At 43.7% G+C, this 18,040-nt stretch carries 16 protein-coding genes and 1 riboswitch; of the genes, 8 read left to right on the forward strand and 8 right to left on the reverse strand.

The genetic code is table 11. The features are described 5' to 3' along the window. Positions 1 to 66: 66 nt before the first annotated feature. Complete coding sequence (locus MSG36_RS07980; protein WP_146490077.1) at positions 67 to 1,077, reverse strand: putative 2-aminoethylphosphonate ABC transporter substrate-binding protein; 1,011 nt, start codon at positions 1,075 to 1,077, stop codon at positions 67 to 69. Between the two features lie 400 nt (positions 1,078 to 1,477). Between MSG36_RS07980 and phnW the strand changes: the two genes are divergently transcribed. The 4 genes from phnW (at position 1,478) to MSG36_RS08000 (ending at position 6,309) form a co-directional block, all read left to right on the forward strand. Beyond that, positions 1,478 to 2,581, forward strand: coding sequence for a 2-aminoethylphosphonate--pyruvate transaminase (phnW, locus tag MSG36_RS07985; protein ID WP_050633134.1), 1,104 nt, complete (start codon positions 1,478 to 1,480; stop codon positions 2,579 to 2,581). Then, positions 2,581 to 4,002 carry an aspartate aminotransferase family protein gene (locus MSG36_RS07990; protein WP_050633135.1) on the forward strand — a complete coding sequence of 474 codons (1,422 nt, stop codon included), beginning with the start codon at positions 2,581 to 2,583 and terminating at the stop codon, positions 4,000 to 4,002. Before phnW ends, MSG36_RS07990 begins: the two co-directional genes overlap by 1 nt. Before the next feature lie 84 nt (positions 4,003 to 4,086). Continuing rightward, the gene (phnX, locus tag MSG36_RS07995) at positions 4,087 to 4,905 is read left to right on the forward strand and encodes a phosphonoacetaldehyde hydrolase (RefSeq protein ID WP_248367142.1); all 819 of its coding nucleotides are present in this window, start codon (positions 4,087 to 4,089) and stop codon (positions 4,903 to 4,905) included. A 339-nt stretch (positions 4,906 to 5,244) separates the two neighbouring features. Next, on the forward strand, positions 5,245 to 6,309 hold the full coding sequence (locus tag MSG36_RS08000) for an OmpA family protein (protein WP_248367143.1): 1,065 nt from the start codon (positions 5,245 to 5,247) through the stop codon (positions 6,307 to 6,309). A gap of 132 nt (positions 6,310 to 6,441) precedes the next feature. Here the strand turns inward: MSG36_RS08000 and MSG36_RS08005 are convergent, their stop codons facing one another. After that, positions 6,442 to 6,840: an OsmC family protein gene (locus MSG36_RS08005; protein ID WP_017068628.1), complete on the reverse strand. Its 399-nt coding sequence runs from the start codon at positions 6,838 to 6,840 to the stop codon at positions 6,442 to 6,444. A gap of 201 nt (positions 6,841 to 7,041) precedes the next feature. Between MSG36_RS08005 and msrB the strand changes: the two genes are divergently transcribed. Beyond that, positions 7,042 to 8,184, forward strand: a complete 1,143-nt coding sequence (msrB, locus tag MSG36_RS08010) for a peptide-methionine (R)-S-oxide reductase MsrB (RefSeq protein ID WP_048612925.1) — start codon at positions 7,042 to 7,044, stop codon at positions 8,182 to 8,184. Positions 8,185 to 8,282: 98 nt separating this feature from the next. On the opposite strand, the gene MSG36_RS08015 is transcribed toward msrB, so the two are convergent. Continuing rightward, entirely contained in the window at positions 8,283 to 9,650 is a 1,368-nt protein-coding gene (locus MSG36_RS08015; protein ID WP_248367145.1) for a TrkH family potassium uptake protein, read from the reverse strand. Positions 9,651 to 9,662: 12 nt separating this feature from the next. Further along, complete coding sequence (locus MSG36_RS08020; protein WP_248367147.1) at positions 9,663 to 10,319, reverse strand: TrkA family potassium uptake protein; 657 nt, start codon at positions 10,317 to 10,319, stop codon at positions 9,663 to 9,665. Positions 10,320 to 10,505: 186 nt separating this feature from the next. On the opposite strand from MSG36_RS08020, the gene MSG36_RS08025 reads away from it, so the two are divergent. The 3 genes from MSG36_RS08025 (at position 10,506) to MSG36_RS08035 (ending at position 14,739) form a co-directional block, all read left to right on the forward strand. Continuing rightward, entirely contained in the window at positions 10,506 to 11,639 is a 1,134-nt protein-coding gene (locus tag MSG36_RS08025; RefSeq protein ID WP_248367150.1) for a mechanosensitive ion channel family protein, read from the forward strand. Positions 11,640 to 11,763: 124 nt separating this feature from the next. Then, positions 11,764 to 13,299, forward strand: coding sequence for a mannose-1-phosphate guanylyltransferase/mannose-6-phosphate isomerase (locus MSG36_RS08030; protein ID WP_248367349.1), 1,536 nt, complete (start codon positions 11,764 to 11,766; stop codon positions 13,297 to 13,299). A 15-nt stretch (positions 13,300 to 13,314) separates the two neighbouring features. After that, positions 13,315 to 14,739, forward strand: coding sequence for a phosphomannomutase CpsG (locus MSG36_RS08035; protein WP_248367153.1), 1,425 nt, complete (start codon positions 13,315 to 13,317; stop codon positions 14,737 to 14,739). Positions 14,740 to 14,849: 110 nt separating this feature from the next. Here MSG36_RS08035 and aroG read toward each other — a convergent pair whose 3' ends face one another. The 4 genes from aroG to MSG36_RS08055 all read right to left on the reverse strand — a co-directional run bounded on the left by aroG (position 14,850) and on the right by MSG36_RS08055 (position 17,570). Then, positions 14,850 to 15,902, reverse strand: a complete 1,053-nt coding sequence (gene aroG, locus MSG36_RS08040) for a 3-deoxy-7-phosphoheptulonate synthase AroG (protein ID WP_248367156.1) — start codon at positions 15,900 to 15,902, stop codon at positions 14,850 to 14,852. 313 nt (positions 15,903 to 16,215) lie between these two features. Continuing rightward, entirely contained in the window at positions 16,216 to 16,431 is a 216-nt protein-coding gene (locus tag MSG36_RS08045; RefSeq protein ID WP_004730103.1) for a DUF3820 family protein, read from the reverse strand. 13 nt (positions 16,432 to 16,444) lie between these two features. Continuing rightward, complete coding sequence (locus tag MSG36_RS08050; protein ID WP_248367159.1) at positions 16,445 to 17,116, reverse strand: DUF3313 domain-containing protein; 672 nt, start codon at positions 17,114 to 17,116, stop codon at positions 16,445 to 16,447. Between the two features lie 100 nt (positions 17,117 to 17,216). Further along, on the reverse strand, positions 17,217 to 17,570 hold the full coding sequence (locus MSG36_RS08055; RefSeq protein ID WP_017061749.1) for a hypothetical protein: 354 nt from the start codon (positions 17,568 to 17,570) through the stop codon (positions 17,217 to 17,219). Positions 17,571 to 17,893: 323 nt separating this feature from the next. Then, a riboswitch (cyclic di-GMP riboswitch) is annotated at positions 17,894 to 17,983 on the forward strand. The last annotated feature ends 57 nt before the right edge of the window (positions 17,984 to 18,040 follow it).

Genomic DNA, 18,040 nt, shown 5'->3' on the forward strand with positions numbered 1-18,040 from the left:
GCCTTCCTTTACTGATTTCTAACTTCTAATGAACTAAATAGTTAATTAACTGAATAGATCGGCAGATTAGGATTTTGGCTCTGATTTAGCGTCAAACTTCTCAGACCATGTTTTAAGAACGTCAGCACGTTCGCTACCCATGCGAGCGAAGTCCATTTTTGCCATGTTATTTTCTACATTAGGGAAGTTCTCTGCTTTGCCTGTCACATCTTGGTGACCAACAACTGGGTACATTTCGATGTAAAGCTCGTTTGCCGCTTTAGAAATAGACCAATCAACAACGCGCTGCGCAGCATCCGAAGGCTTAACAAGACCTACCGCTTCAGATTCCCAACCGATACCTTCAGGCGTAATCACTGAAAGTGGAGCGCCTTGAGTTTTCAGCTTAGCGCCACGGCTCGCCATAGAAATACCGATAGCGACTTCACCCATGCCTGCTTGAACACATGGCTTAGAACCAGAGTGCGTGTAGTGAGCAATATTTTGGTCTAGCTTCTGCATGTAGTTCCAACCTTGGTCTTCACCCATGTTTTGTAGCCAAGCCGAAACCTGCATGTAGCCCGTACCAGAAGACGCTGGATTTGGCATAGCGATGTGGCCCTTGTAGATAGGCTTAGTTAGGTCATCCCAAGACTTAGGTGCCGGTAGGTTCAATTGCTTAGCCACCACTTCGTTAAAGCAAACTGCATTGAAGAATGCGTCATTGCCATACCAAGCTTGAGTCGACTGTGGGTCGTTAAGGTTAGCGCGTAATGCTTCTACACCTTGAGGCGTATAAGGTTTCAGGATGCCCTCTTCTTTAAGCAATGCCATTGAAGAACCTGCAAGACCCCAAACTACCTCTGCGCGAGGGTTGTTTTTCTCAGCCAATAATTTTGCCGTCATGATCCCTGTTGAATCACGCACCCACTTGATGTTGATGTCTGGGTTTTCACTTTCGAAAGCATTTTTGTATTTAGCTAAAATGTCAGTTTCAAAAGCAGTGTAAACCGTCACTTCCTGTGCTGCATAAGCGTTACCAGCTAGTAGAGTTACTAAAGCTGCAAGTGATCCTTTCATAAAACGGTTTTTCATCATTTTCTCCAGTCAGGCTTAACTCTAAAGTGAGAAGTTGCCAAAATTAAAAGTTATCGAGGTTTAAAGCTGCCTAGGTTTGGAAGCAACCAAGGTTTAACGTTTCTTAAATTAGAAGCCTCATCAAGAGGCGCCTATATCCATAAATTCATTTAGATTGTTAGTACACGCCTTTACATTGGTATGTACCAGATGACGAGTATTAACCTAATCGACTTTTATGACGGTTAAATGAACAAAAAATGGCAATTTAAAGATCGGAAAATTTCTCAACACAAGTGACAAATTTGAATATGAAGCTTTTGTGAAAATAACGTTTGGGCTATTTACGACCGTTTAAATTGGTTGTTAAAGTAACCGCAAATACTGGTATAGTCCAAAATACAAATCACGAGAATTGAACATGAGAAACGAATACCTACTACTGACACCGGGTCCTCTATCTACTTCTGAAACCGTTCGCCAAGCGATGCTAAAAGATTGGTGTACTTGGGATGATGAATACAACAAAGACGTTGTTGAAGTGATTCGTAGCAAGCTAGTGACTTTGGCGACTAAGCAAACGGGTTATACGAGCGTACTAATGCAAGGTAGCGGCACCGCTTCAGTTGAAGCAACAATCGGTAGCGTTATCTCAAAAAGCGGCAAGCTTCTTGTTGTTGACAACGGTGCGTATGGTGCTCGTATTGCTCAAATCTCAGAATACTTAAACATTCCATGCCATGTCGTTTCCCCGGGTGAAACATCACAGCCTGACTTGAACGAAATGGAGACGGCATTGGCTATGGATTCAGACATTACTCACGTTGCGATTGTGCACTGTGAAACCACTACGGGTATGTTGAATCCAATCGAAGACATCGCCAAATTGGCAAAACAGCACAACAAAACCGTCATTGTAGATGCGATGTCGAGTTTTGGTGGCATCCCTATGGATATTGCTGACTTAGGTATCGATTACATGATCAGCTCGGCAAACAAGTGTATTCAAGGTGTACCTGGATTCGGCTTTGTTATTGCGAAGCAATCGGAACTGGAAAAATGCAAAGGCCAAGCTCGTTCATTAAGCCTTGACCTGTTTGACCAATGGCACTGCATGGAAAGCAACCATGGTAAATGGCGCTTCACCTCTCCAACTCATACAGTGCGTGCTTTCTACCAAGCTCTACTTGAATTGGAGCAAGAAGGTGGCATCGAAGCTCGTCATAATCGCTACCAAACCAACCAAACCACATTGGTTGCAGGTATGCGCTCTCTTGGCTTTGAGCCACTGCTTAATGATGATCTTCATTCACCTATCATTACTTCTTTCTATTCTCCAACTCATAACGATTACCAATTCAAGGAATTCTATGACCGTTTGAAAGAACAAGGTTTTGTGATTTACCCGGGCAAGGTTTCAAACGCAGACTGCTTCCGAATCGGTAACATTGGTGAAGTGTACCCGTCAGACATTGAAGCTCTCATTGGCGCAGTTAAGAATGCTATGTACTGGGACATCAAATAATGACGACGACCAATCAAGAGCCGATTCTAAAGGCCACACACTTTCGAAGCGAAGGCGATGTGAACACCACGCCAGCACGCGAAAAATGGAACGAATCGCTAAACGATGATGCGACTCAAGCGATTTTAAAACGTGACTCTGACGTGTTTCTTCATCAAGCCATGTCAACGCCTTGCCTAGACACACTTGAAGCAGCCGAAGGCATCTACATTCAAGATGCGACGGGCAAAAAGTACATGGACTTTCACGGGAATAATGTTCATCAACTAGGCTATGGTCATCCCCACATCATCAATAAAGTGACTCAGAAAATGGCGTCGTTGCCATTTTCACCACGTCGCTTCACCAATGAAACTGCGGTTCAGTGTGCTGAGAAACTCACACAGATCTGCGGTGGTGATTTGAATCGCGTGTTGTTTGCTCCGGGTGGCACATCAGTGATCGGCATGGCGCTAAAACTTGCTAGACATATCACCAACAATTTCAAAGTAGTGTCATTGTGGGACTCATTCCATGGCGCGTCACTCGATGCCATTTCAGTGGGTGGCGAAGCTTGTTTCCGCGAAGGCATGGGGCCATTAATGGCTGGCGTAGAACGCATTCCACCAGCGGTTTCCTATCGTGGTGCTTTTCCGCTTCGCGGGCAAAGCGCAGGCGGTGAAAGTGAGGCTGCATGTGATGTGCACTACGCCGATTACCTTGAGTATGTGATTGAAAAAGAAGGTGGCATTGGTGCCTTCATTGCCGAAGCAGTGCGTAACACAGACGTTCAAGTACCAAGCAAAGCTTACTGGAAGCGCATCCGTGAGATCTGCGATAAGCATAACGTCATGTTGATCATCGACGACATTCCAAACGGTATGGGTCGCAGTGGCGAATGGTTCACTCACCAAGCTTTTGATATCGAACCTGACATTCTTTGTATCGGTAAAGGTTTTGGCGGCGGCTTAGTGCCAATCGCAGCCATGATCACTAAAGACAAATACAACACGGCAGCGCAAGTATCTCTTGGTCACTACACCCACGAAAAAAGCCCAATTGGTTGCGCGGCAGCACTCGCCACCATGGAAGTGATTGAGCAAGAAAACCTTCTTGAAAAAGTACAAGCGGACAGCGCATTCGTGTGTGAACAACTGCTTCAAATGAAAGAGAAGTACCCAGTCATTGGTGACGTTCGCGGCATCGGCCTGCTCTGGGGGGTGGAATTGGTCACCGATCATATCACCAAAACCCGAGCTTTCGATGAAGCGGAAGCAGTACTTTACCAATGTCTAAACGATGGCCTGAGTTTCAAGGTGTCACAAGGTAATGTGATTCAGTTGAGCCCACCATTGATCATCAGCCGCAGCGAACTAGAAGTCGCTCTGTCTGTATTCGAAAAAGCGATAGCAAAAGTCTGCAAAGACTTTGAATACCTTTAAACCATCATCTAACCAATAACTTAAAACAATCATTCATCTCCCAGAACAACTTGAGCTGGGAGAGAACAGAAATAGGACACGACTATGAACACAACATCACCTATCCAAGCGGTTATCTTTGACTGGGCTGGCACTATCGTTGATTTTGGATCATTTGCTCCAACCAGTATTTTCGTTGAAGCATTCAGACAAGGTTTCGACTTTGATATCGACTTAGCAGAAGCGCGTGAACCTATGGGGATCGGCAAATGGGACCACATCCAAGCAGTGGGTCGAATTCCTGCTGTTGACTCTCGTTGGAAGGCTCAGTTCGGACGCTCCATGATAAGTGAAGACGTTGATGCGATCTACGCGGCATTCATGCCTCTTCAAAAAGCGAAAGTAGCCGATCACGCAGCACCTATTTTGAATGCGATAGAAGTGGTCAATAACCTAAAAGAGAAGAACGTGAAGATCGGGTCTTGTTCAGGTTACCCACGTGAAGTGATGGATGTTTTAATTCCTGCTGCTGCAGATTACGGTTACCGACCAGATAACGTGGTAGCGACCGATGACTTACCTCAAGGTGGTCGCCCTGCTCCATTTATGGCACTGAAAAACGTAATCGACCTAGGTGTAACTAGCGTTGCTGCGTGTGTAAAAGTAGACGACGCAGCACCGGGGATCGATGAAGGTCACAACGCAGGCATGTGGACAGTTGGACTTGTATTATCGGGGAACGAAGCAGGGTTAACGTATCAAGAATATTTAGATGCAGACGAGACAACACTTGCGGCTGCACGTGAAAAAGCAAGCGTTAAGCTAAACAAATCAAACCCACACTACCTAATCGATACCATTGCAGACCTACCAGGTGTCATTGCAGACATTGAAAAACGTTTGTTAGCCGGAGAGCGCCCATAACTCCTGTAACTTCCGCAAATCAGGGCCTATAGCCCAATAATCCGCACACATAAAAAGAAACCTCGTATCACCTAAAAATGATACGAGGTTTCTTCGTTTCCAACATTTGAGACAACAATTAATTGACAAAAACCTCTGTAAATAGCACCTTAAATATATAAATTTTAACAACTTCATTGACCCCAATAAGCAACTACACTAACAATGTAAAAACAGTTCCAAGATAGGTTCGACCTGAATCTACGCCTGAACCACTTACTGCTGCAGTGTCCCAATCAGTAAGTCGTCGCTTTAAAGGCTCATTCAGATAACAATAAGAGTTAATCCAAGGATAAGATTATGAAAAGACTGTCAAAAATCATGTGTGCAGTAATAGCTGCTTCAGGTTTCGCTGCTGCTCCATCAATTGCCGCAACGACATACGTTGGCGCAAAAGTTGGCATGGGTTGGCTAGATAGCGCTTGTGTCGACAACGTTGATTGTGAAGATGATTCAGTTGCGGGCGGTATTTACGGTGGCTACAACTTTACCGATAACATTGCTCTAGAATTGAATGCAGATTACTTAGGTGATTATGACACCAGCTTTAACAACAACGGAGCGACTCAAAGATACAGCGATTCTATCGTAGCCATTTCTTTGAGCCCAATGTATCGACTAGCGATTAAACAACAATTTGATATCTTCTTCAAAGCAGGTCCTGCTTACATCATGCACGATGACGAAGACGACGTTGTTTTGGCCTTAGGTATCGGTGCCGAGAAACAGCTTTCAGACGATTGGGCGCTTAGAGTTGAATACCAATACTTCGATGATTTTGACGATAAGATTATCCAAGACCTTAACTCTAACCTTGTTACCATTGGTCTAAGCTACAATTTCGGTACAGGTAACACGACAGCTTCAGCCGCAACAGTAGCTACTGCGGCAGCGGTAACACAGGCTCCAGCTGAACCAATTGCAGAACCTGAAGCCGTTGTGGTTGAAGAAGAGACTGTTGTAATTAAAGCGCAAACTGAAAGCTTCTCTCAAGGCATGTTTGAGACAAACAGCACTGAACTGTCTACTGAGGGTGAAACTGCTCTAATGCCACTAGTAGAAGTGCTGCAAACTTACCCTCAATCGTCAATCAATGTAGTTGGTCACACCGATTCAACAGGTGCAGCTGAGTACAACATGATGATCTCTAAGAAACGTGCTGCCGCTGTAGCTGCATACATCGAAGAGCAAGGTATTGAAGCAGACCGTATTACGGCTACAGGTGAAGGTGAAGAAAACCCAGTAGCAACAAACGATACTGCCGAGGGTCGTGCGCAAAACCGTCGTGTTGACGCAACAATCCCAAGCTTCGAATACCAAGAAGAAGCGCAAATGGAAGAAGTTATCGTAGAAGCGGCTGAATAATAGCACTCTACTCTAGCGAGAATAATTAAGGGCGGAACACTGTAATGTGCTCCGCCCTTTTCTTTGTCTGGCTCTACCCATACGTCGTAAGCCGTAAAACATTAGCCTATCGCGAAAGTAACAATCAGAAGGCTAAACGATTTCCCAGCTGTGGGTCATCTCTACGCCAGCACCTAGCATCAGACATACTGAACAGTATTTCTCTAATGAATCCGCACAGACTTTAGCAACAAGCTCAGGATCAAGGTTGTCACCCGATACTTCAAAATGAATATTAATCACGGTAAAGATTTTTGGCGCGGTTTCACGACGTGTTGTTTCAAGTTTTGCATTACAGCCTGTGATGTTCTGGCCTGCAGATTTCAAACCATCAACCACATCAACAGAGCTACAACCACCAGCAGCCATCAACACCATTTCCATCGGGCTTGGCGCAGTTGCACCACCACTTCCATCCATCACGACAGAGTGACCTGATTGAGATTGACCTAAGAATTTAAAGCCTTCGACCCATTTAACTTCTGCTTGCATACTGTCCCTTAGATGACCGATAACCGCCATCACTGTCTATTATTTATTGTTAGTACCGACACCCTACTACTGGCGGCATTTATGAGCAAGATTTTCTCAATGACATATTTTTTTCATGAATGATGCAATTTTTTCCATCTAAAACCTGTCTCTATTCGTACATTCAAAATCGAATGAGAAGAACGTCAAGATGAGGTATCTATGAATAAATTATCTAAAATATTGGTATCACTCGTGGTTGCGCTACCACTGATTTCGCTGTTTGTAAGCCAGACTGGCACTGCCAATACAATGGATAAAACAGCTAATTCAGGTAAAAGTGAAATCGCGACACTGGCTGGTGGTTGTTTTTGGTGTACAGAATCCGACCTAGAAAAGCTGACAGGCGTCACCGACGTTATTTCTGGGTACTCTGGTGGTGAACTAGAAAACCCAACCTACAAACAAGTATCCTCAGGCAAGTCTGGTCACATCGAAGTGATCAACGTGACTTACAACCCTGATGTTGTTAGCTATGAACAGGTTCTTGACCAATTCTTCAGACACATCGACCCAACCGATGACAAAGGCTCTTTTGTAGACCGAGGCCGTCATTATCGACCAGCTATTTTCTATCATAACCAAGCACAAAAAGATGTTGCTCAGAGCTTCATGATGGAGATCGACAAAGCTAATATCTTTGGTGAACCACTAAAAACAGAACTGATTGAATTTGAAAAATTCTGGCCAGCGGAAGACTATCACCAAGACTATTACAAGAAGAGTAAAGTTCGTTATAACTACTACCGCTATGCTTCTGGCCGCGATCAGTACCTAGATAAGATCTTCGGTGACGATAGAAAAGAGAATCCACAAACTATCCGTCAGATCATCGACAGCAAAAATGCGACAGCTAATGCTAAGACCTACGTCAAGCCGTCTGATGCAGAGATCAAAGCGAAGCTAACCTCACTGCAGTACGATGTAACACAAGACGATGCAACAGAGCGCCCGTTTGACAACAAATACTGGGATAACAAGCAAGAAGGTATTTACGTTGATATCGTAACTGGCGAGCCATTGTTCTCTTCAAAAGACAAATACAAATCAGGTACAGGCTGGCCGAGCTTTACACAGCCAATCAGCGAGGCTTATGTAGTCACAACTACTGACTACAAATTGCTTTACCCAAGAACTGAGGTTCGCAGCAAGTTTGGCGATTCTCACCTAGGACATGTATTTAAAGATGGTCCAAAACCAACAGGGTTACGTTACTGCATGAACTCAGCCGCAATGCGCTTTATCCCAGCGGATAAATTAGCAGAAGAAGGCTATGAGGAATACGTTGAGATGTTTGAGGGCTAAACATTCAGCATTTAACGAACAGCCTATGACAACAAAGCCAGCATATCGCTGGCTTTGTTTTTATTTACAAAGCTTTATTTATCAGCCCGTGAACCTAATTAACCCGTTAACACCGTGTCTTCTGGATATTTCAACAAGGAAGGTTCTGGGCGAGCTAGCATATAAGCCAAGGTCAGGGGGCCGATACGTCCAATCACCATAACAACAATCATGATGTATTTACCTGGCTCAGTCAGGTTCGCGGTTAAGCCAGCCGTTAAGCCAACCGTTGCAAAGGCTGAAATCACCTCAAACATGACTCGATCAAACGCTGCCTTTTCAGTAAGCATTAACAAAAACATCGCGGTGGTTAATAACGCCCCACTTACCACAATAATGGCCAATGACTTTGTTACCGCTTGCCAAGTTACGGTTCGCTTAAACATCACTACATGCTTTTTCTGACGTAGGAAGGTCCAAGTTGCGACAAAGGCGACGGCAAAGGTCGAAACCTTAATACCACCACCTGTTGAGGTAGAACCGGCACCAATCAACATCAGTACAATCATCACCAATAATGCAGGCTGTGTGTACTGAGACAAATCCACACTATTAAAGCCAGCAGTACGAGCACTTGCCGACTGAAAAAATGCGGCTAGCCACTGTCCTTGAGTCGATAACCCTTCCATGGTTGCTGAGTTATTTCTTTCCAACAGCCAGAACAATACCGTACCTACCAACAATAGAGTCGGAGTGGCGGTTAGCATAATCTTGGTGTGTAAATGAAGATGTCCAAAACCTTTACGCCAGTTACTCGATAGGTCGCCGACGACTGTGAAGCCTAGCCCGCCGAAAATAAACAAGCCAGCTAAGGTGAAGATCACCAATGGATCATCCACAAAACTCATCATACTGTCTGAAAACAGTGCAAAACCTGCGTTATTGAATGCTGATATAGCATGAAAAAGTGCATAAAAGCTACCCGTTGACCATCCCATCTCAGGCACCCAGCGGAAACAGAGCAATACAAAACCGATAAATTCAGCCACTAATGCAAAGATGATGATCTTCTTAACTAATTTGCGAAGGTTAATCTTACGATCTTGGCCAAGCGCTTCTTTCGCAAGTGCTTGTTGTTTAAGGCTTAACCTAACACCGAACATGTAAAGCAGCACCGCAGATAGCGTCATCTGCCCTAACCCGCCGACTTGCATCAAGAACATCAGTAAGATTTTGCCCGCCAAGGTGAAATGCTCACCGGTATCGACAACACCTAATCCTGTCACACTGATCGCCGAGGTTGCTGTAAACAGTGCATCCGTAAAACTTAGGCCTGTCACAGAGAATACAGGCATCGTCAACAATATTGCAGATGGGATAAGTACGCCTAAGAAACTCATAAGGATAATCTTAGGTTCAGAGCCTTTACGTGGCTTTTTATCACTCTTAAGCGTGTAGAAAGTACCTTTTCGTTTTAACGAATTCATACTGTTACCTTATTACCAATTGCGTAGCTTTCTAGATAAGGTCTCTTTCGGCCCAGCGATGATCACCACATCCCCAATTTCTAAACTCACATCCAGTTCTGGTGCTTTAGTGAGGTTCGGTCCTCGCTTGAAGCCAAGTACCTCAACACCATTTTCTTTACACAGCTTAAGGTCGCCAAGTTTCTTACCCAACAAATTAGAACCGATAACAATCTCCGTCATCGCTAAACCGCTGCCAAGATCGATAAACTCAAGAACGCGTCTATCCAACATTTTACGCGCAACACGAATGCCCATATCTCGTTCAGGCATGATGATATGGTCGGCACCAATCTTAGAGAGAATCTTGCCGTGAAACTTATCGTTCGCCTTTACCCAAACAGCTTTTGCGCCTGATTCTTTGACCACTAGCGTAGTAAGAATACTGGAGTTAACATCAGAGCCAATCGACACCATCACCATGTCGTAATCGTCGAGTCTTAACTCTTTGACGGTCTCCTCGCTTGTACAGTTCGCAACAATCGCTTGTGAAACAAAAGCCGCCGCTTCTTTCACTCGCTCTTCATCAATATCGACGGCGAGTACCTGTGCGCCTGAACTTTGTAGCTCTTTGCAAACAGATAAACCAAATCGCCCTAAACCGATAACTGCATATTGTTTGTTGCTCATTTGAAATCCTGTTTAGAAATTTTAATTACACGGGATAGCCAAACCTACATTAGTTTCTATCTAAAAAAAAGTTAGTTCTGCAAGAATAAGGTTATACTATTGTCATAATCGCTTGATTTATAAAGGTAGAGAACAACTCGAGTTTCTGCTAATTTCCAATTCATAATTTCTGCGGCAGCACACACAATGAATGAATTCATAACCCAAGTACAAGCCTACATCAACCAGAGCCATAGTGATTGGGCAAACAGCGTCCTATTCATCACTATTGCGAGTTTTCTCGCTTGGGTAGCTTGGCGAATTATCCATAATCGCTTAGAAATTCTGGTTCAGAAAACCCCTTTCCACTGGGATGATTTGCTACTAGAAGCACTGAAAACCCCAGTCAGCACATTACTTTGGTGTTGGCCTGCTACAGTATCTGTCGGGCTAATCCTTCAAGACCAGTTTGGTAATGAAATCAACTGGTTAAAAACTCTTAAGCACATATTGATTATCTGTTCCTTCGTTTGGTTTACCTTACGAATGATCACTAACACTGAAGCGTATGTCTTAGAGCAAAAAACCAGAGACGAAACCACAGTGCAAGCTATAGCGAAAGTCGCTCGCTTGTTCTTTATGGTGATGGGTGGTCTAACCATCATGCAGGCGTTTGGACTCAGCCTTTCCGGTTTACTTACCTTTGGTGGTGTGGGTGGCTTGATCGTTGGTTTGGCAGCAAAAGATCTACTATCGAACTTCTTTGGTGGCATGATGATTTACTTCGATCGCCCTTTTAAAGTCGGCGACTGGATACGCTCTCCCGATCGTCAAATCGAAGGCACTGTCGAACGCATAGGCTGGCGTATGACCATCATTCGCACCTTTGATAAACGTCCTTTGTACGTGCCGAATTCTGTGTTCAGTAACATTGTGGTTGAGAACCCATCAAGAATGTTGAACCGCAGAATCAATGAGACTTTTGGGCTGCGTTACCAAGATGCAAACAAACTGGCTCTGATTGTGGATGACGTAAAAGCCATGCTTGAAACGCACCCAGATATTGATGCCAAACAGACGCTGATCGTTAACTTTGATAAGTTTGGGCCATCAACGCTCAACTTCTTTATCTACACCTTTACAAAAACGGTCAACTGGGTGAGATACCACGAAGTTAAACAAGATGTCCTGTTGCAAGTGTTAGCGATTATTCATAAGCACAATGCAGATATCGCCTTCCCAACACAAACACTCAAAATCGATCCTCAGGGCTTTGGTGAAACTCACGTTCTTGGTGAAGATCAAAGTATGATCACTTCCGCCCCGGAAGGTCATCAATAACCAAGCCCATATTGGTTGTCGATAAGTAAGCTGGTTAATGATAAGTAAACTGGTTATCGATAAATAAACAGCGTGAAGCGTGGTAACATGGCGCAAGTATTCAAATGCACCTAATTACCACGCTATGATTTTACCTGTCATTCTAGCCGGCGGCTCCGGAAGTCGTCTCTGGCCACTGTCTCGCGAGCTTTACCCTAAGCAATTTCTCAATATTGCCGGTGAACAGTCAATGCTTCAGCAAACGCTTCAACGCCTGCAAGGTCTTGAAGAGCACTTGATGGATAGTAAATGCGATGCCCCATTCATTATCTGTAATGAAGAACATCGCTTTATTGCCGCTGAACAAGCTCGGGCATCCAATATCCAACACAGTGGAATACTGTTAGAGCCAGTCGGTAGAAACACAGCCCCAGCTATTGCGCTTGCCGCCCTAAAGGCTTTAAGTAAACCAGCGCTTAATGAACAAAACGCATCCGATCCTATCTTATTAGTGCTGGCTGCTGATCATCACATCGCGAAAACCTCTGAATTCCAACAAGCGATTAGTCGTGGTGTTGATTATGCAAAACAAGGCAAACTGGTGACATTCGGTATAACACCTAACTCCCCAGAGACTGGTTATGGCTATATCAAGCAGGGAGAGCCTCTTTCCTCCAGTATTCAAACTGATACTAATGGGACAGAGCTCCCAATCAATCACGCCTACGCAATAGAATGCTTTGTAGAAAAGCCAGATACAGCAACAGCAGAAGAGTACATCCGCTCAGAACAATACTTATGGAACAGTGGCATGTTCATGTTTAAGGCATCACGCTATGTTGAAGAACTCGCCGAACACCACCCTGAGATATTAGCAGCTTGTAAACTCGCTCTTGCAACGCAAAATACCGACCTCGACTTTATCCGAATAGACGCTGAAGCATTCAAAAGCAGTCCGAGTGATTCTATCGATTATGCCGTGATGGAAAAGACCTCACACGCCGCAGTGATCCCGATGGATGTCGGCTGGAACGATATTGGCTCATGGTCTGCTATTTGGGATGTAAGTGAAAAAGATGAGCATAATAACGTCATTGAAGGTGATGTGTTAACCGTCGATTCTCAACACAACTATATTCATGCCGAAAATAAATTGGTTGCGACTGTGGGTGTCGAAAACCTGATTATTGTCGAAACCAAAGACGCTATATTGGTTGCGAATAAAGACAAAGTTCAAGGCATAAAATCGATTGTTAGTCAGCTGAACCAAGCTGGTCGCACAGAACATGTTCATCACCGTGAGGTGTTTAGACCTTGGGGTAAATACGATGTAATCGACCTAGGTAAACGCGACAAAGTAAAACGTATCACCGTAAAACCCGGTCATAAGTTATCGCTACAAATGCATCACCATAGAGCGGAACACTGGGTTGTCGTAGCGGGCATCGCGAAGGTGACTAATGATGAGAAAACTTACCTAGTCGAAGAAGACCAATCCACCTACATTCCATTAGAACATGTTCATAGCTTAGAAAACCCAGGCGAACTGCCACTCGAAATGATCGAGGTACAAACCGGCAGCCATTTGAGCGAAGGCGACATCATTCGATATCAAGACAGTTATGGGCGAGACGTGAAATGCGAACAACCTGACTCATCTCAAATCATCAAATCGAACTAAAGCAGCGACAAATCGATGAAATCACCATTAGACTTGAGCTGCTTTAAGAATAACGATATCCGCGGCATCATTGGTCAACAAATCAATGAACATTTCGCCTTTCTGTTTGGAAAAGCATTTGGCGAACACGTACTTTGTGCTTCAACTGAAACGTCACTCTACGACTCAGCTCAGGTAGTGATTGGCCGTGATAACCGCGAAACGTCCCTTTCATTACAAAAAGCTATCACCAAAGGCTTAAACGAGTCTGGCATAGGTGTGATCGATCTCGGTATGACAGGCACTGAAGAGATTTACTTTGCGACTCGCCACCTACAAGCTATAGGCGGAATTCAAATTACAGCAAGCCACAATCCAATCAATTACAACGGAATGAAATTAGTCGGTGCAGATGCGAGGCCGATTAGTAAAAACAGTGGTTTAGATGTAATCAAACAGCGTATTGAAGTTCTGGGTCAAGAGCTGAAAAACGGTATAACTATCAGTAGAGTGCTACCTTCTGATTCTTGCAGAAAGGCCAATATTCTTGCTCCGTACGTCGAGCACCTACTCTCGTATATAACCCCATCAAAGCTGTCACCGATGAAGATTGTGGTTAATGCTGGGAACGGTGTTGCAGGACATGTCATTGATGCTTTAGAGAATAAATTTAACGAACTCGGTGTCCCTATCTCTTTCATCAAGGTTCATCACACTCCTGATGGGAAATTCCCTAATGGTATTCCAAACCCCTTAATCAAAGAAAACCAGATTGCGACACGAGATGCTGTGCTAGCTCATTCCGCCGACCTTGGTATCGCATGGGATGGAGATTTTGATCGTTGTTTTTTCTTCGATGAAAAAGGCAATTACATTGAGGGTTACTACATCGTCGGCCTGCTAACCGAAGCCTTCTTGCTGAAAGACTCCAATGCGACTGTACTACACGACATGCGCATGACATGGAATACAATAGAGGTTGCAGAAAGACTAGGTGGAAACGCTGTTGGCGTAAAAGCTGGGCATGCTTTGATCAAAGAGAAAATGCGAAAGCTCAACGCAGTGTACGGTGGTGAAATGAGCGCACACCATTATTTCCGTGATTTTGGATATTGTGATTCAGGCATGATTCCTTGGCTACTGGTTATCGAACTAATTTCGAAGACTCAACAATCTCTTCACCAATTGACGTGTACCAGTATGCTTAAATTCCCCTCTTCCGGAGAGATAAATCGCAGAGTTTCAGATCCCAACCGAGTTATAGCTTCTGTTTTAGAACACTATAAAAAGGGCGCCGTTGCGGTAGACTTCATCGATGGTATCAGTGTGAATATGGGAACATGGCGCTTCAATCTGAGAAAATCGAATACAGAACCATTGATACGCCTCAATGTTGAAACCCAAAAAGATAAAGCTTTGTTGTCACATAAAGTCGAAGAGCTACTGTCTTTTCTCATTTAAGAGTACAAAGTGCTTCCAATTTGCTCCTAAGAGCAACAAAAAAGCCCTTACTAGCGATTGCTAATAAGGGCTTTGAATTTTCAGTAGCTTAGTTGCTGGCTGTAATTAATCTATTTGTTGCGACGAGCTTCAACAGCATCTGCCAGTTGACGAAGTACTGTTTCAGTATCTTCCCAACCAATACATGCATCAGTAACAGATTGGCCGTAAGTTGCAGCTTTACCATCAACAAGATCTTGGCGACCTTCAACGAGGTGAGATTCAATCATCACACCAAAGATAGCTTTGTCACCGCCTGAGATTTGAGCACTAACGTCATCAGATACGTTCATTTGACGCTTAAACTGCTTAGAACTGTTTGCGTGGCTGAAATCGATCATCACTTTTTGTGGAAGACCAGAAGCTGCTAGCTCTTCTTTAATCTTACCAACATGTTCTGCGCTGTAGTTTGGCTCTTTACCACCACGTAGGATGATATGACAATCAGGGTTACCTGCTGTTTCAACGATAGCTGAGTGACCGTACTTAGTTACCGATAAGAAGTGGTGAGAAGCGCTAGCAGAGCGAATAGCATCTGTTGCAATCTTGATGTTGCCATCAGTACCATTCTTAAATCCAACTGGGCAAGATAAGCCAGAAGCCAGTTCGCGGTGAACTTGAGATTCTGTAGTACGTGCGCCGATTGCACCCCAGCTGATTAGGTCAGCAACGTATTGAGGCGTGATCATATCTAGGAATTCGCTTGCCGTTGGCATGCCCATGTCAGTTAGGTCCAGCAGTAGCTTACGTCCTAGACGAAGGCCATCATTTAGCTTGAACGTATCGTTCATGTACGGGTCATTAATTAGACCTTTCCAACCAACAGTTGTACGTGGCTTTTCAAAGTAAACACGCATTACGATTTCAAGGTTATCACCAAGTTCGTCGCGCAACACTTTCAAACGCTTACCGTACTCAAGCGCAGCTTCTGTGTCATGAATAGAACATGGACCTACAATAACAAGCAAGCGGTCATCGCTTTCATCTAAAATATTGTGGATCGCTTTGCGGCTTTCAAAGGTTGTAGAAGAAGCAACTTCTGTTGCTGGAAACTTTTCTAAAACAGCAACAGGGGGTAATAACTCTTTTACTTTGTTAATTCTTACATCATCAGTCTGGAACATTGCTTACTTCTTCCTTTTTTCTATCCTTGAGCTGAATGTACGTTGTCTCACGTCACTTTCTATCAGCACTAATCTTCTTGTTCCCTGTAACTTAACTAGTAAAAACTCTAGTTTCAATCACTAATTAAAAATAAACGCAATTTTTTTTGTGTTTTATATTTAAAACACCCTGTATACCATTATTTACACGCTATCGATTGCGTATTTTATAGCAAGGTAAGAAGAGCCGTCCTTCAAGCTTCATCATGCATGTGAAATTATGTCGAACTTAAAAACAAAAAAGCTCACGTGTTCAGCGTGAGCTTTTATTTAATTACATTCTTTTCAATGGCTTGACGACACTATCAAGCCCTTCAATTTTCAGAGCAAGGCACAGTTTTAATAAATCGCCGAGTTCGCCAGACGGGAATCCCTTTTTATCGAACCACAGCAAATATTCTTCAGGTAAGTCAATCAGTGTACGACCTGCGTACTTTCCAAATGGCATCTGCATTCGAGCCAACTTAATCAGGTTCTCTTTCTCTAGCATTATTCGGTCTTTACTATGCGTCATCTATGTTGTGTAGAGTATCACCTAAACGCTCGACCCAATAGTTGATCGCGTCTTTAGCATCATCCAGCGAATCAATCATGGTTGAAAAGTCTTTATTACCCGCTTCACGGTCGATGGCTGCAAACAATGGTGTACCCTCTTGAGCATCACTGACCAATAACTCTACACTCGCACTCCCAACATTGGTGTGCTCACCAGTCGTGACCTTAGATATGGTTGACATCGCAAGGCCAAACGGCAGAACGCTGCTCGTTACAGCTAAGATCGGATTGGGCGTTTCAACGTTACTCAGAGCGATACTCAAGCGGAGCGTCTTTCCTGTCGGTTCATCGACAATCGTTTTATGAGGCGCTATTTTATCTTCCAAGCGCGCAACCATGTGCTCAGTGAGTTCCTGAATCTCTTCCTGATCCAACGAACCTTCTTCTGCTAAAACAAAAATTTGGTCGATTACTACAGAATCGTAATCATCTAACTTGGATTTCAAACGCTGTGCGTCACGTAGCCCAACCCTTGCCCAAACCAAGTCGACGCCTCCGTCAGGCCCAACCTGAAAATCTTCGTAGCTGGTAAATTTAGTAGCGGTTCTAATTGGGCCGCCTGCACAACCAAGCAAGAAAATGCTGGTTGCAACAAGCAAAAGGACTTTTAAAGGGTTCATAACGCACTTAGTTAAAATTAAGGAATCTAACTAAGTATGCCATACCCTATGTGAAAAGGTTGTAGAAAAAGGGGGTTAAAAATCAGAGCTAACTCTAAAATTAATCATGTTGAACAGTGTGTGCGTACTCTACAATTACCTGATTTCCTTCGATATAAGCATTTTGGATCTCACCATCAACACTCATTCTACTTTTCAGATAGACCACTTTAGGCCCCGATTCATTACCCTCTTTTAGCGAAGGGAATACATTCCTTGGTTCCAAATGAAGTAAACGACAAAAGTGACTAATGAAAGACATGGTTAATGGCGTCTCCCCTCTTAGCACTCTAGAGAAATCAAGCTGGTTCATGCCTAGCTTTTTTGAAAACTCCATCTGCGTAATTCGCATTCTCGATTTTTGTGACATCCACGTTTGATACAACGCGTCTCTGTCTAGTTCTGTGAATTCCATACCGACTCCTTTATATAATTCATACCAATCAATTGTCCGGTTTTTCATACATGGCGTGTCAGGGTTCGGTTAGTGGAAACCAAAGGTTTGGTTTTGATATGCGTACAATTGTTGTACAGAGCAAAACGGAACAAGCCAAATTCATTCACAGAAACGATTAGAGCGAATACTTTCTTATTTTATATCAATAATTTATACATTAACGAACTAAACATATAGCAAGTTAATTTGTATTAAGAATTAAAAGTTCGAGATTAGCATTCCACATTTAAATCGATTGATTCGCATTTATAAAACTGGTTGGCTACATTTCGGTTGCTCAAACTCACTTCTGGCAAACTATTTGAAAGAATAGGACGCAAAGCCACCGGTCTGTCGACAAATATTCTGTCTATGATAGCGGGGCCGCCACTTAATAGGATTTAAGTGTAAATGCATGCCGGAGTGTTCTCTTTTTTGTCGGCCAAATA

It is taken from the genome of Vibrio sp. 1CM8B (assembly GCF_023161685.1).
Taxonomy (GTDB): domain Bacteria; phylum Pseudomonadota; class Gammaproteobacteria; order Enterobacterales; family Vibrionaceae; genus Vibrio; species Vibrio coralliirubri.